General features: G+C 70.1%; 12 protein-coding genes and 2 pseudogenes. 8 read left to right on the forward strand and 6 right to left on the reverse strand.

Annotated features, from left to right (window positions below):
* Nucleotides 1-157: 157 nt before the first annotated feature.
* Nucleotides 158-1,072, forward strand: a complete 915-nt coding sequence (locus tag LIV37_RS49780) for a LysR family transcriptional regulator (protein ID WP_158634993.1) — start codon at nt 158-160, stop codon at nt 1,070-1,072.
* Here the strand turns inward: LIV37_RS49780 and LIV37_RS49785 are convergent.
* Nucleotides 1,062-1,256, reverse strand: coding sequence for an O-methyltransferase (locus LIV37_RS49785; RefSeq protein ID WP_020874665.1), 195 nt, complete (start codon nt 1,254-1,256; stop codon nt 1,062-1,064). The two genes, LIV37_RS49780 and LIV37_RS49785, sit on opposite strands and share 11 nt — an antisense overlap.
* Here LIV37_RS49785 and LIV37_RS49790 point away from each other — a divergent pair.
* From LIV37_RS49790 to LIV37_RS49800, 3 genes and pseudogenes are all read left to right on the forward strand, one after another.
* Nucleotides 1,255-1,900 (forward strand): annotated as a pseudogene (locus LIV37_RS49790) (hypothetical protein). The gene LIV37_RS49785 and the pseudogene LIV37_RS49790 overlap by 2 nt on opposite strands.
* A 9-nt stretch (nt 1,901-1,909) precedes the next feature.
* Nucleotides 1,910-2,776, forward strand: a complete 867-nt coding sequence (locus tag LIV37_RS49795) for a helix-turn-helix transcriptional regulator (protein WP_020874667.1) — start codon at nt 1,910-1,912, stop codon at nt 2,774-2,776.
* Nucleotides 2,777-2,820: 44 nt separating this feature from the next.
* Nucleotides 2,821-3,804 (forward strand): quinone oxidoreductase family protein, encoded by a 984-nt coding sequence (locus LIV37_RS49800; RefSeq protein WP_020874668.1) that lies wholly within the window; start codon nt 2,821-2,823, stop codon nt 3,802-3,804.
* A gap of 1 nt (nt 3,805) precedes the next feature.
* Here LIV37_RS49800 and LIV37_RS49805 read toward each other — a convergent pair whose 3' ends face one another.
* Nucleotides 3,806-4,429 (reverse strand): TetR/AcrR family transcriptional regulator, encoded by a 624-nt coding sequence (locus LIV37_RS49805; RefSeq protein WP_020874669.1) that lies wholly within the window; start codon nt 4,427-4,429, stop codon nt 3,806-3,808.
* Nucleotides 4,426-5,106 (reverse strand): TetR/AcrR family transcriptional regulator, encoded by a 681-nt coding sequence (locus LIV37_RS49810; RefSeq protein ID WP_020874670.1) that lies wholly within the window; start codon nt 5,104-5,106, stop codon nt 4,426-4,428. The genes LIV37_RS49805 and LIV37_RS49810 overlap by 4 nt, the downstream gene beginning before the upstream one ends.
* Nucleotides 5,107-5,208: 102 nt before the next feature.
* On the opposite strand from LIV37_RS49810, the gene LIV37_RS49815 reads away from it, so the two are divergent.
* The 4 genes and pseudogenes from LIV37_RS49815 (at nt 5,209) to LIV37_RS49830 (ending at nt 10,048) form a co-directional block, all read left to right on the forward strand.
* Complete coding sequence (locus LIV37_RS49815) at nt 5,209-6,843, forward strand: acyl-CoA carboxylase subunit beta (protein WP_167525941.1); 1,635 nt, start codon at nt 5,209-5,211, stop codon at nt 6,841-6,843.
* A 163-nt stretch (nt 6,844-7,006) separates the two neighbouring features.
* Nucleotides 7,007-8,774 (forward strand): annotated as a pseudogene (locus tag LIV37_RS49820) (acetyl/propionyl/methylcrotonyl-CoA carboxylase subunit alpha).
* Between the two features lie 131 nt (nt 8,775-8,905).
* Nucleotides 8,906-9,340 carry a Zn-ribbon domain-containing OB-fold protein gene (locus LIV37_RS49825; RefSeq protein ID WP_020874673.1) on the forward strand — a complete coding sequence of 145 codons (435 nt, stop codon included), beginning with the start codon at nt 8,906-8,908 and terminating at the stop codon, nt 9,338-9,340.
* A gap of 18 nt (nt 9,341-9,358) precedes the next feature.
* Complete coding sequence (locus LIV37_RS49830) at nt 9,359-10,048, forward strand: SDR family NAD(P)-dependent oxidoreductase (protein ID WP_121826446.1); 690 nt, start codon at nt 9,359-9,361, stop codon at nt 10,046-10,048.
* 138 nt (nt 10,049-10,186) lie between these two features.
* Here the strand turns inward: LIV37_RS49830 and LIV37_RS49835 are convergent, their stop codons facing one another.
* The 3 genes from LIV37_RS49835 to LIV37_RS49845 all read right to left on the reverse strand — a co-directional run bounded on the left by LIV37_RS49835 (nt 10,187) and on the right by LIV37_RS49845 (nt 13,356).
* Nucleotides 10,187-11,185: a sugar phosphate isomerase/epimerase family protein gene (locus LIV37_RS49835; protein ID WP_020874675.1), complete on the reverse strand. Its 999-nt coding sequence runs from the start codon at nt 11,183-11,185 to the stop codon at nt 10,187-10,189.
* 23 nt (nt 11,186-11,208) lie between these two features.
* Nucleotides 11,209-12,405, reverse strand: coding sequence for a Gfo/Idh/MocA family protein (locus LIV37_RS49840; RefSeq protein ID WP_020874676.1), 1,197 nt, complete (start codon nt 12,403-12,405; stop codon nt 11,209-11,211).
* Between the two features lie 93 nt (nt 12,406-12,498).
* Entirely contained in the window at nt 12,499-13,356 is an 858-nt protein-coding gene (locus tag LIV37_RS49845; RefSeq protein ID WP_020874677.1) for a sugar phosphate isomerase/epimerase family protein, read from the reverse strand.

Genomic DNA, 13,356 nt, shown 5'->3' on the forward strand with positions numbered 1-13,356 from the left:
GTAAACGCCTGGCGTTTGCTGGTTCGCCGCCGCTATGCCCGCGGTGAACCGGAAGATGTGGAAGGGGCCGTTCCCGCGGGTGTCCGCGTGCGCGGGCCTCCCCCTGCCGGGCGCCATGCCGGCGGGCATGACCGATCCCCGGGAAAGCGGCGCGCGTATGTCGGATGACCTTGGCAATATCGATCTCAACATTCTCATCGCCCTGGACGCTCTGCTGGCCGAACGCAGTGTGACAAGGGCCGCGGAGCGGGTCTTCGTGGGACAACCGGCGATGAGCGCCTCGCTCGCCCGGCTGAGGAGCCATTTCGGAGATCCGCTGCTCGTCAGGCAGGGGCGGGGGATGACGCTGACCCCGTTGGCCGAGTCGCTGGTGCGGCCGACGCAGGAGGCCCTGACGGCGGTTCAGGCCGTCATGGGCGCGAGCAAGACCTTCGATCCCGCCACCGGCCCTCCTCGCACCTTCACCGTGATCGCCAGCGACTACGCCCAGACGGTGCTGATCAGGCCCATTCTGCGCAAGGTGGAGGCGGAATCGCTGAACATCCGCATCAACGTCTTCCCCGCGCAAGCCGACTTCATCGACCAGCTCCGCCGGGGACAGTGCGATCTGCTGATCTGGCCGACCAGCCTTGCCCAGAATCTGTCCGGCTTCTTCAGCGAGACGCTGTTCACCGACGAGTTCGTGGTGGCCGTCGACGAGAACCACCCCGGAGTGGGTGACACCATCACCGTCGATGAGCTGCGGCGGCTGCCGTTCCTCGGGATCAACGGGCCGATGACATCGATCGTGGAGTCCCACTTCGACCGCCTGGGCGCCGGGCTCCGGGTCGCCGCCGACGTCGGGGGCTTCGCCATGGCCCCCCATCTCGTGCCCGGGACCCGCCTGGTCACCGTGTTCCAGGGACTCCTCGCGGACGAGGCCGCGGGGTCGGGGCTCAGAACGATGCCGTTACCGGTGCCCATGACCACGCTGACCGAGGCCATGTACTGGCATCCCCGCAACAACCAGGACGCCGCCCACCGCTGGTTCCGCCATCAGCTCCTGGAGGTCGCCGAGGAACTCAGGCTGTGACCCGTCGCTTGCGGATCGGGGCGATGCCGTCCGCCATGGGGATCGGCGACATCTCCACACGAGGATCGTCGCGGACCAGCGCGTTGAACGCGCGGACCCCTTCGGCGTCGGTATCCCGTGCCCCGGGGCCGACGACCCGGCCGGAGAACAGGGTGTTGTCCACCACGATTAGGATCTTCGGCATGGCGAAGCGCGCGGTCCATCGGCGGGCCCGGAAGATATTGGGCGAGGAGCCCGTGGCCCTGGTCTGGTGCGAGATCCACAAGTCCATTCCCACGCCGCCCAAAGGGGTACACCGCGCCGCGGGCAGGGGACGGCTGAAGCCGGGGCACCACTGGCTGCTGTACGTCGGCGCCGTGGTGTTCTTCTTCGTCGTCGTCCCGATGATGCTGATCGACAAGCTGGGCACCGGCCGACGTGACCGGTCGAACGCCCGCCCCTCCGCTTCCGCCTCCGGCCGCGATCGCGATCGCGATCGCGGACAGGATCCGGCGAACCACGTCTTCGACGGCGACTGGAGCCTGACGGCGGGCCAGTTGCTCCTGCGCTGGTACGGGCACTCACCCAACCCCAAACGCCTGGTCATGCTGGCCCGCGAGCGCGTCTGTATCGCCACGTCCCTCGCCGCCGGCTGTCGCCCACCAAGGCCGACGACTTCCGCATCGTCGCGGAGTTCCCCTCGATCAGGCCCGCGTCGAAGGCGAGGCGGGCCAGCCGCGCGGATTCGCCACCTTCCGGCTCCGCTTCGCCGACGGCTCCTGGCTGGAAGTAGGACGGCTGGGCGAACCCGAGGACGCGGACCACTTCCTTCGCACCATCAACGGATGATCAACTGACATGGCTACCTCCCACGCGCCCCTGTCCCGCGACGACCGGCGCACCGAGTTGCGGGAGTTCCTGCGCAGCCGCCGGGCCCGGGTCTCCCCGGCCGATGTCGGCATGCCCGACGGTGGCCGGCGGCGCACACCCGGTCTGCGGCGCGAGGAGGTCGCGGTGCTGGCAGGCGTCGGAGTGTCCTGGTACACGTGGCTGGAGCAGGGCCGCGACATCAAGGTGTCCGAGCAGGTCCTCGACGCGATCGCCCGGGCGCTGCTGCTGGGCTCCGCCGAGCGTGCCCACCTGTACCGCCTGGCCGGACTCAACCCGCCGCAGGCCCCTTCCGCGCCCTCGGCGGCACCGTCACCCGAGGTGCGGCGGTTGCTGGACGCCTGGTCACCGCGGCCCGGCTATGTGCGCGACCGGCACTGGAACTTCACCGCGGTCAACGACGCGGCACGCGTGGTGTTCGGCTACGGCGAGAGCGACCACAACTGCCTGGTCTCCTTCTTCACCAACGCCCGCTACCGGGTGCTGCACCGGAACTGGGCCGAGACCGCGGCCGATGTGGCCGCTGCCTTCCGCGCCGACGCGGCACGTTACCCGGACGATCCGGAGTTCGGCCGCATCGCCGCCGATCTGGCCGTGGTCAGCCCCGAATTCGCCGAGCTGTGGGCGCGCCACGATGTTGCCGAGCACACCAGCGCGGTGAAGGCGGTCGATCACCCCGACGCCGGGACGATGATCTTCGATGCCACCTTGCTGCCGCTGCCCGAGCACCCCGGGCACCATCTGATCCTGCACAACCCACGCCCCGGCACCGACACCCAGCAGCGGCTGGAGACGCTGCTGCGGCAGCACAGCCTGGTGGTGCCACACCCAGGATGAGTGGGCACTGCCCGCGTCGCCGCCGTGCCCGCAGGATCGTGGACATGAGCAACGGCAGCAGGCAGATGAAGGCAGTGACCATCCCCGAGTTCGGCGACGCCGAGGTGCTCCGCGTCGCCACCGCTCCCGTCCCCGAGCCCGGACCGGGCCAGGTCGCCATCGACGTGGCGTACGCGGGTGCCAACTTCGCCGAGGTCCTCTACCGGCGTGGCGTGGTCGACGTGCCGCTTCCCTTTGTGCCCGGTATCGAGGTGTCGGGGCGGATCCGGGCGGTCGGTGAGGACGTCGAGGATCTGACCGTCGGGCAGCCGGTGGCCGCGCTCTCGATCGTCGACAGCGGTGGTTACGCGGAGGTGGTGGTCACCTCGGCGGACCTGGTCGTGCCGCTGGACGGCCTCGGTATCGGGATGGACGTCGCCGCGGCGCTGCCGTCCAACAGCACCACCGCGTTCCTGGTGCTCGACCGGGTGGCCCGGATCGAGCCCGGAGAACGCGTTCTGGTCCATGCGGCGGCCGGCGGCGTGGGAAGCCAACTCGGCCAGGCCGCCCGCCTGCTGGGCGCGGGCCACGTGGTCGGCACCGTCGGCAGCGCGGCCAAGATCGAGACCGCCAAGCGCTTCGGCTACCACGAGGTGATCACGCGGGACCGCATCGCCGACGCGGGCGAGTTCGACGTCGTGGTCGACATGGTCGGCGGCCCGGCCCGCCGTGCGGGGCTGGACCGGCTGGCCCCGATGGGGCGCCTGGTGGTGATGGGCAACGCCTCCGGCGCCGAGGACATCGGCATCCCGGCCAACGAACTGTGGTTCACCAACAGGACCGTCTCCGGCTTCAACCTGGCCGCCTTCGCCGCCGCCTTCCCCGAGGAGACACGCCGGGCGCTGCGCCGCGCGGTGGCGGCCGCGGCGACGGGAGACCTGCGGACGCGGGTCGAAACCCTGCCGCTGGAACAGGCCGCCGAGGCCCACCGCCGCATCGAATCGGGTACGACCACGGGCAAGCTGGTGCTCGACGTCGCGGCGTTGTGACCTACGGCCGAGAGCGCTGGGCGTCGGGACGCGGGTGTTCGACGGGAAGGCGGGCGGGCAGTCCGCGCAGCAGCGTGTCGAGGAACAGGTCGAAGCGGGGTGGCGCGCCGTCCATGGAGACGCCCTGGTCGGTCCCGCCGAGCCACTGGACGATGCCGAGTGCGAAGACGTACCAGCTCTGCTGTGCCGCCTCCGGAGAGGCGCCCGCCGCGATGAACGCGGCCTCCACCCGCTCGCGCAGCCGCCCGAACGAGGCCGGGTTGTGCCGGTGCGGATGCGCGACGCGGGCGGCGTATCCGGGTACGGCCAGGAACTCGTCGTGCATGGCCCATGCCAGGCGGGCCAGCCATGAGCGCCAGGTGTGCTCCGTGGGGTCGTCCGGCGGCAGGATGCGCTCGACCATGACCTCGCTGATCAGGTCGAAGAGCCCTTCGCGGTCGCGGACACAGCGGTAGAGCGCGGAGTGCGAGACGCCGAGACGAGTGGCGAGTTCCCGCATGGTGAGCGTGGTGAGGTCGCACCGCAGGGCGGTGGAGACGATCAGTTCGCGGCTCAGCCGCGCGGGACGCCCCCGTGCGGCGCGCGCGGTGCTCTTCGCCTGAAGGTCATGCCGACGCGCGCTCACGGGCCGTCCTCGATGAGGCGTCGTAGCGAGGGGAGCAGGGCATCGAGGTCCTGGCTGGTCCGGAACGCGACCAGGGTGGTGCCGTCATCGCCCCTTTCCCCGGGGGACTGAGGCGCCGGGAAGAGAGCGAGGACTTCGCGCATCGCCTCGTCGACCTCTGCGACGGGGTCCGCGGACTCTCCCCGGAGCCATCGGCGCAATACGTGGTTGTGCGCCGCCACCACTGCCGCCGCCATGAGCTCGGCCCGAAGCGAGGCCGCCTCGGTGGGGTCTCCCATCCAGTCCGCGATGAATTCACGGAACAGTCGCTGGTAGCGCGCCACGCTGGCGATCTCCCGGTCCCGCAGGGCGGCGACCTTACTGGTGAGCGCGTACCTGCGGTGCGCGAGGTCGCCCTCGTCGATGTAGTGCAGCAGCACCAGGCGTACGGCGTCGGACACGGCGACCAGGGCGGTGCTCTCACTGGAGGTCGCCAGGCGGTCCCTGATCAGCTCCAGCAGCCGGTCGTGGTCGGGGAAGATGACCGCTTCCTTGGACCGGTAGTGCCGGAAGAACGTCGTACGGCCCACTCCGGCCCGTTCAGCGATGTCATCGACGGTGGTCCGCTCGTATCCGCGTTCGTCGAAGAGAACGAACGCGGCGTCCGCGAGCCGGATCCGCGCGGCTGGCTTGCTCATGACCGCTCATCCTTCCCTGTCTCAGTACTCGGAGACCACTTGCCCCACCGCGCGGTACTGAGTACCGTTCTCGTGACATTAAGTACCACGGAAGGGTCCGGTGTGGATTCCGTTACACAGAGTGCCGAGGAACAGAGTGCCGAGGACGTGTCCGGCACCGACATCCGCACCACCGCGGGCAAGCTCGCGGGTCTCCAGCGCCGTATCGGGGAAGCGACGCACGCCGGCTCCGCACGCGCCATCGAAAAGCAGCACGCCAAGGGCAAGCTGACGGCCCGTGAGCGGATCGAGCTGCTGCTCGACGAGGGCTCCTTCGTGGAGCTCGACGAGTTCGCCCGGCACCGCTCCACCAACTTCGGCCTGGACGACAACCGCCCCTACGGCGACGGCGTCGTCACCGGGTACGGCACGGTGGACGGCCGCCCGGTGGCCGTGTTCTCCCAGGACTTCACCGTCTTCGGCGGCGCGCTGGGCGAGGTGTACGGCCAGAAGATCGTCAAGGTGATGGACTTCGCGCTGAAGACCGGCTGCCCGGTCATCGGCATCAACGACTCCGGCGGCGCCCGCATCCAGGAGGGCGTGGCCTCCCTCGGCGCCTACGGTGAGATCTTCCGCCGCAACACCCACGCGAGCGGTGTCATCCCGCAGATCAGCCTGGTCGTGGGCCCGTGCGCGGGGGGCGCCGTGTACTCCCCGGCGATCACCGACTTCACGGTCATGGTCGACCAGACCTCGCACATGTTCATCACCGGCCCGGACGTCATCAAGACCGTCACAGGTGAGGACGTCGGCTTCGAGGAGCTGGGCGGCGCCCACACCCACAACTCCACCTCCGGCGTGGCCCATCACATGGCCGGTGACGAGAAGGACGCCGTCGAATACGTCAAGCAGCTGCTGTCGTACCTGCCGTCCAACAACCTCTCCCGGGCGCCGGTCTTCCCCGAGGAGGCGGACCTCGCCGTCACGGACGAGGACCTCGAGCTGGACACCCTCGTGCCCGACAGCGCCAACCAGCCGTACGGCATGCACACGGTGATCGAGCACATGCTCGACGACGCCGAGTTCTTCGAGACGCAGCCGCTGTTCGCGCCGAACATCGTGACGGGCTTCGGGCGGGTCGAGGGCCACCCGGTGGGCATCGTGGCCAACCAGCCGATGCGGTCCGCGGGCTGTCTGGACATCAAGGCGAGCGAGAAGGGCGCGCGCTTCGTACGCACCTGCGACGCCTTCAACATCCCGGTCATCACCTTTGTCGATGTGCCGGGCTTCCTGCCGGGCGTCGACCAGGAGCACGACGGCATCATCCGCCGCGGCGCCAAACTGATCTACGCCTACGCGGAGGCGACGGTCCCGCTGATCACGGTGATCACCCGCAAGGCGTTCGGTGGCGCGTACGACGTCATGGGCTCCAAGCACCTGGGCGCCGACCTCAACCTGGCCTGGCCGACGGCCCAGATCGCCGTGATGGGCGCCCAGGGCGCGGTCAACATCCTGCACCGCCGCACCCTTGTCGAGGCCGAGGCCGAGACCGGCGGCGACGTGGAGGCGACCCGGGCGCGGCTCATCCAGGAGTACGAGGACGCCCTCCTCAACCCCTATGTCGCGGCCGAGCGCGGCTACGTCGACGCGGTGATCATGCCGTCCGAGACCCGTCGGCACATCGTGCGCGGCCTGCGTCAGCTGAGCACCAAACGCGAGTCGCTGCCGCCCAGGAAGCACGGCAACATCCCCCTCTAGTCCGGACCGCTCCTCCTTGCCCCCGTTGAACGAGCAGACCCCGACTCTTGGAGAAAGCAGCATGAACCACCTGTTGGAACGAGCGGAGCAGGCCGGCGCCGGCACGGCACGTGTGCGTGGTGCACCGGCTGACCCCGGCTGGGAACGAGCTGGAGTCGGCATGCTGACGAAGGTGCTGATCGCCAACCGCGGCGAAATCGCTGTCCGCGTGGCCCGCGCCTGCCGGGATGCCGGGATCGCGAGCGTGGCCGTCTACGCGGACCCGGACCGGGACGCGTCGCACGTCCGCGCCGCGGACGAGGCGTTCGCCCTGGGCGGCGACACCCCGGCGACCAGCTACCTGGTGATCGACAAGATCCTGACCGCGGCACACGAGTCCGGCGCGGACGCCGTCCACCCCGGCTACGGATTCCTGTCGGAGAACGCCGAGTTCGCCCAGGCGGTCCTGGACGCCGGTCTGATCTGGATCGGCCCACCGCCCCGGGCCATCCGCGACCTCGGTGACAAGGTCGCCGCCCGGCACATCGCCCAGCGCGCCGGTGCCCCGCTGGTGGCCGGGACCCCGATCCCGTCTCCGGGGCGGAGGAGGTCGTGGCCTTCGCCGAGGAGCACGGCCTGCCCATCGCCATCAAGGCGGCCTTCGGCGGCGGCGGCCGCGGCCTGAAGGTCGCCCGCACCCTCGAAGAGGTCCCCGAGCTCTACGAGTCGGCGGTCCGCGAGGCGGTGGCCGCGTTCGGCCGCGGCGAGTGCTTCGTCGAGCGCTACCTGGACAAGCCCCGCCACGTGGAGACCCAGTGCCTGGCCGACACCCACGGCAACGTGGTCGTCGTCTCCACCCGTGACTGCTCGCTGCAGCGCCGCCACCAGAAGCTGGTCGAGGAGGCCCCGGCGCCGTTCCTGTCCGAGGAGCAGGTCGCGCAGCTGTACTCCGCCTCCAAGGCCATCCTCAAGGAGGCCGGCTACGTCGGCGCCGGCACGGTGGAGTTCCTGGTCGGCCTCGACGGCACGATCTCCTTCCTGGAGGTCAACACCCGTCTGCAGGTGGAGCACCCGGTCACCGAGGAGGTCGCCGGGATCGACCTGGTGCGGGAGATGTTCCGCATCGCCGACGGCGAGGAACTCGGCTACGGCGATCCCGAACTGCGCGGCCATTCCTTCGAGTTCCGCATCAACGGCGAGGACCCGGGCCGCGGCTTCCTGCCCGCCCCGGGCACGGTCACCACATTCATCCCGCCGTCCGGTCCGGGCGTGCGCATGGATGCCGGTGTGGAATCGGGCAGCGTGATCGGCCCGGCGTGGGACTCGCTGCTGGCCAAGCTGATCGTCACCGGTGCCACCCGCGCGCAGGCCCTCCAGCGCGCGGCCCGCGCCCTGGCCGAGTTCCAGGTCGAGGGCATGGCGACCGCTATCCCGTTCCACCGCGCGGTGGTCAGGGACCCGGCGTTCGCCCCGAACTGACCGGCTCCACCGAGCCGTTCACGGCCCACACCCGCTGGATCGAGACCGAGTTCGTCAATGAGATCAAACCCTTCGCCGCCCCCGCGGACGCGGAGACGGACGAGGACCCGGGCCGCGAGACGATGGTCGTCGAGGTCGGCGGCAAGCGCCTGGAGGTCTCCCTGCCGTCCTCGCTGGGCATGTCACCGGCCCGCACCGGCCACACGGGCGCCCGCCCCAAGCGGCGCACGGCCAGGAAGTCCGGCCCGGTCGCCTCGGGCGACACCCTCGCCTCCCCGATGCAGGGCACGATCGTCAAGGTCGCCGTCGAGGAGGGCCAGGAAGTCAAGGAGGGAGACCTGGTCGTCGTCCTGGAGGCGATGAAGATGGAGCAGCCGCTGAACGCGCACAAGTCCGGCACCGTCAAGGGCCTGTCCGCCGAGATCGGCGCCTCCCTCACCTCCGGCGCCGCGGTCTGCGAGATCAAGGACTGACGAACGCATCGGCCAGCCCTCGCGACGTGCACCGCCGAATGCCCTGATCTGCCACATCCGTGACCAGGGCCGCCCTCGCCCCCTTCACAGAGCCGTTCCGCCGCACCCGGCAGCGGCCAGGAGAATTCGCCATGTCCCATACAGCGATCGAAACCGCGGACAACAGCCCCTTCGCAGGGGACAGCGTCTCGACTGCCGTACCGCAGACGGACGCGGACCAACGGAGCCCCATCCCAGCAGGGGGGATCCGGGACGGGGTGCTGTACTTCCAGCGCTGCCGCTGGTGCCATACCTCGGTCTTCCGCCGCCTGCTGTGCCCCGTCTGCGGCTCCACCGACATGGCCGAGGAACGCAGTGACGGCATCGGTGTCATCCATCACGTCACCGTTGTCGGCCGCAGCACGGGCAAGCCCCGCGCCATGGCTATCATCGACATGGACGAAGGGTTCCGCCTCCGTGCCAGGGTCAGCGCCGTGCCGCTGGCCAGGGCGTGTGTCGGAGCCCAGGTACGGCTGGGGTTCGGGCCGCAGCCACAGGAGATCGCCTTTCACCTCTGCGACTCATAACGGGTGCGCTGACTCCAGCTGTTCGGCGGATACGGCTGCGTACTGGAGTACCCGATCGCCCGGCTGTACGCGGCGTACGCACTTGCCGAGGAGACGAAGGCATTCGGGCGTCGGGCCGCTGCGACCGCGCTCGACCTGACCGACGAGGAGGCCACAGCCCGGGCCGTCCGTGTCGCCGCGGCGGACTTCGGCGGCCTGCACACCCTCGTCTACGCGGCCGGACCGCACGTACCGATGACGCATCTGAGCAAGGTGACGCCCGGCCGGTACCGCACGCAACTGGAGGCCGACGCGGTGGCGTTCTTCAACCTCGTCCACCCCGCGCTGTCCCCGCTGCGGGAGAGCCGGGGCAGCATCGTCGCCGTGACGACGGTCGCCACCCGGAGATTCCCGGTCCGAGACGGGCTGTCGTCAGGGGCCAAGGGGGCGGTCGAGGCGGTGGCCCGGGCACTCGCCGCCGAGGAGGGACGGTACGGCGTCCGTGTCAACTGCGTCGCCCCCGGCATGCTCACGGACGGCATGGCCAGTCGGCTGATCAGCTCCGGCGAGCTGGACGAGGAGGCCTTGGCCGTCGCCCGGCGCAACATCCCGATGCGCCGGTTCGGGCAGGCGCAGGACATCGCCGAGGCGGTCGCGTTCCTCGCGTCGGAGCGCGCCGGGTTCATCACCGGGCAGGCGCTGGGGGTGGACGGTGGGTACAGCGTCTGACCGTGCGGCTCACCACACGATCGCCCGGCCGCGGACACATACGGTCCGTACGGCCTCGGCCGTACGGTGGCTCGGTCCCAGCGGCGTCGGTCCCGCTGCCGCCGGCCGGCGGCAGCGGGGACCACGGGTGCGGGCGGGTCAGAGGGGGTCGGCGGCGCTACGGAGGTTCTTGGCGGCCAGGGCCAGACCCTCGGTCTGGGAATAGGCGGCGTCCTCGTGTTCGATGTTGACGGCCATGTCGGGGTTCACCTCGGCGAGGGCGCGCAGGAACTCCGTCCAGAAGGGTACGTCGTTGCCGAGGCCGACGGCGACGAACTTCCACGCCGGGTTCTCGGGCCAGGCGTTGCACCAGGAGCCGTAGCCGGTGGGGACCTTGCCGGGGGCGTCGGCGGGGACACGGGTGAACGAGGTGTCCAGGACGCCGCGGATGTCGGCGCCGGGGCAGAGCGTGGCGTCCTTCGCGGCGGCGTGGAAGACCAGTGGGCCGAGCCATTTGACGGCGGCGACGATGTCCATGCCCTGCCACATCAGATGGGAGGGGTCCATCTCGGCGCCGACGTTGGTGGCGCCGGTCTCGTCGATGAGCCGCTTGAGGGTGACCGGGGAGAAGACGACGTTGTGCGGGTGCATCTCGATGGCCACCCGGACGTCGTTCTCCCGGGCGAGCGCGTCGATCTCCTTCCAGAACTCGACGGCCACGCCCCACTGGTAGTCCAGGACGTCCATGTAGACGCCGTCCCAGGGGTTGACGACCCAGGAGGGGTACTTGGCGTCGGGGTCGGAGCCCGGGGTGCCGGACATGGTGACCACGTGCTCGACGCCGAGCAGACCCGCGAGGCGGATGGTGCGGCGCAGGTCGTCGGCGTGTTTCGGGCCGACACCGGGGAGGGGGTTGAGCGGATTGCCGTTGCAGTTGAGGCCGGTCAGTTCCATCCCCCGGTCGGCGAAGGCCGCCAGGTACTCCTCGCGTGCGGTGGCCGAGGACAGCAGCAGGTCGACCGGGCAGTGCGGGGAGGGGATGAAACCGCCGGTGTTGACCTCGACCGAGGTCAGACCGTTCTCCTTGAGGATGTCCAGGGCCTCGGAGAGGGTGCGGTCGTGCAGGCAGGCGGTGTAGGCGCCGAGCTTGAGGGCCATGGTTGCAACTCCTTACGGGTGTTTCAGACGGCGGGCGGAACGTCGACGGCGGTGCCGCCCTGACGCGAGGACTCGACGACGGCCTGGATGATCTCCATCGTCCGCAGGGCGTCGGCGAACGTGGCGCAGGGCGGCAGCGGTTCGGCCACGCCCGCGACCTGGTCGAGGAAGGCCCGGGCCTGGTACGTGAACATCTCGGCGTTGCCGCCGCCCACGCCCGGTGCCTCCATCGGGTAACCGCCCTTGAAGTAGGGCAGGTTCGGGCCGGCGATGATCTGGCGGGCGCCGCTCGGGCGGGTGTCGGGCTGTGCGTCGTCGAGGAGGTACTCGGCCGGGCGGTGCTGGTCGAACGCGGCCCGGCCGCCCACCCCCAGGACGTCGAACGAGAGCCCGTTGGGCAGGCCGAAGGCGGTGCGCGAGACGGAGAAGGTGCCGACCAGACCGGACTCGAAGCGGACGGTGAAGGACGCGGTGTCCTCGTTCTCGACCGCGCCGAGCTCGTCCGAGACGGGCGCGGCGTTGTGGCCGACGACCGCGCCCAGCGGCAGGGGCCGCTTGGGGATCTGCGTCGACAGCGAGGCACCGGAGACCGCGGTAATGGGGCCCGCGATGTACTCGGCGGTGTCGATCACGTGCGCACCGACGTCCCCGAGCGCGCCGGAGCCGGGACCTCCCTTGAACCGCCAGCTCAGCGGCCCCTTCGGATCGGTCGCGTAGTCGCACCAGTACCGGCCGCTGAACAGGGTCAGATCGCCCAGTTCATCGCGCAGGACATGATCGCGGATCGCGGCGATGGCGGGGGAGCGGCGGAAGGTGTACCCGACGGCGGTCACCACATCGGCGCCGCGCTCCAACTCGGCCATCGCGCGGGCGTCCTCGCCCGTTCCCGCCAGCGGCTTCTCGCACAGCACATGCTTGCCCGCCGCGACCAGCGCCTCGGCGATCGGGCGGTGCAGATCGTTTCCCACGACGATGCTGACGGCGTCGATGGTCGGGTCCTCGGCGACGGCCTCCCAGCTCGGCAGCGCCTTCTCATAGCCGTAGCGGCGGGCGGCGTCCTCGCCGAGCGCGGTATTGGCGTCGGCTATCGCGGCCAGCCGGACCGGCGGCAGGCTCGCGTCGAAGACGGTGTTGACGTTGCGGTAGCCGGCGGCATGGGCGCGGCCGGCCATCCCGGCTCCGATCACCGCGACGGAGAGGGGCTGGGCGGACGTGGTCATGGCGGATGCCTTTCGAAAGGAAGAAGTGATCAGTCGGCGTACTGCCGGCGGAAATGGGACTCGTCGGACAGACGCCCTCCGGGGTGCGGCGGGTCAGGAATGGGCGTTCAGATATTCGTCGATCTTCTTCCGCATGAAGGCGGAGGACTCCCTGGCCCGTTCCTCCCAGGCGAAGACGCAGGCGGTCAGGGTGCCGCCGAAGCCGTGTGCGCGCAGTTCGCGGAAGAGTTCGTCGAAGTCCACCTCGCCCTGGCCGATGTCGAGGTGCTGATGGATCCGGGCCGGGGTGCCGGGCGGGTTGAGGATGTAGCGGTTGCCCGAGGACGCGGTGTGGTCGAAGGCGTCCGCGAGGTGGACATGGGTGAGGAGGTCGCCCGCGTACTCGATGATGCCGGGCGCGTCGTCCCCGATGTGGAAGGTGTGCGGGGCGCAGTAGAGGAAGCCGACGTGGGAGTGGTTGATGCCCCGGATCAGGTTGATCGCGTCGTAGCCGTTCTCGATGAAGTCGTCCGGGTGGGGTTCCAGTGCGAGCTTGATGCCCTCGCGCTCGAACACCGGGAGCAGCTCCTCCATCGAGCGCCAGAACTGCGCCTCGCTGCGGTCCGGGTCCTCGGGGCGGCCGTTGAACTCCGATATCATGCTGTCCACTCCGAGGTCCGCACAGATCTGGATCGAGCGCTTCCAGTACCGGACCGCGGCCTGCCGTGCGTCCTCGTCCGGGCCGGACCAGCGGAACAGGGGCAGCAGGGAGGAGACGCCCACTCCGGCCGTGTCCAGCGCCTTGCGGAACTTCCTTACGGTGGCGTCGTCGACACGGGGGTGGCGGAAGAAGGGGATGAAGTCCTCCCGGGGGGAGAGTTCGATCCACTCGTATCCCAACTCAGCCACCGCCGAAGGCAGTTCGAGGAGCGGAACATCGCGGATCATAAACGGGTCGAGGGCGATCTTCAT

This window comes from Streptomyces rapamycinicus NRRL 5491 (assembly GCF_024298965.1).
GTDB classification, from domain to species: domain Bacteria; phylum Actinomycetota; class Actinomycetes; order Streptomycetales; family Streptomycetaceae; genus Streptomyces; species Streptomyces rapamycinicus.

Bases quoted from the DNA above. Each gene is read 5' to 3' on its own strand.
- LIV37_RS49780 (WP_158634993.1), top strand. From the start codon at position 158: ATGTCGGATGACCTTGGCAATATCGATCTCAACATTCTCATCGCCCTG.
- LIV37_RS49785 (WP_020874665.1), bottom strand. From the start codon at position 1,256: ATGCCGAAGATCCTAATCGTGGTGGACAACACCCTGTTCTCCGGCCGG.
- LIV37_RS49795 (WP_020874667.1), top strand. From the start codon at position 1,910: ATGGCTACCTCCCACGCGCCCCTGTCCCGCGACGACCGGCGCACCGAG.
- LIV37_RS49800 (WP_020874668.1), top strand. From the start codon at position 2,821: ATGAGCAACGGCAGCAGGCAGATGAAGGCAGTGACCATCCCCGAGTTC.
- LIV37_RS49810 (WP_020874670.1), bottom strand. From the start codon at position 5,106: ATGAGCAAGCCAGCCGCGCGGATCCGGCTCGCGGACGCCGCGTTCGTT.
- LIV37_RS49825 (WP_020874673.1), top strand. From the start codon at position 8,906: ATGTCCCATACAGCGATCGAAACCGCGGACAACAGCCCCTTCGCAGGG.
- LIV37_RS49835 (WP_020874675.1), bottom strand. From the start codon at position 11,185: ATGGCCCTCAAGCTCGGCGCCTACACCGCCTGCCTGCACGACCGCACC.
- LIV37_RS49840 (WP_020874676.1), bottom strand. From the start codon at position 12,405: ATGACCACGTCCGCCCAGCCCCTCTCCGTCGCGGTGATCGGAGCCGGG.
- LIV37_RS49845 (WP_020874677.1), bottom strand. From the start codon at position 13,356: ATGAAGATCGCCCTCGACCCGTTTATGATCCGCGATGTTCCGCTCCTC.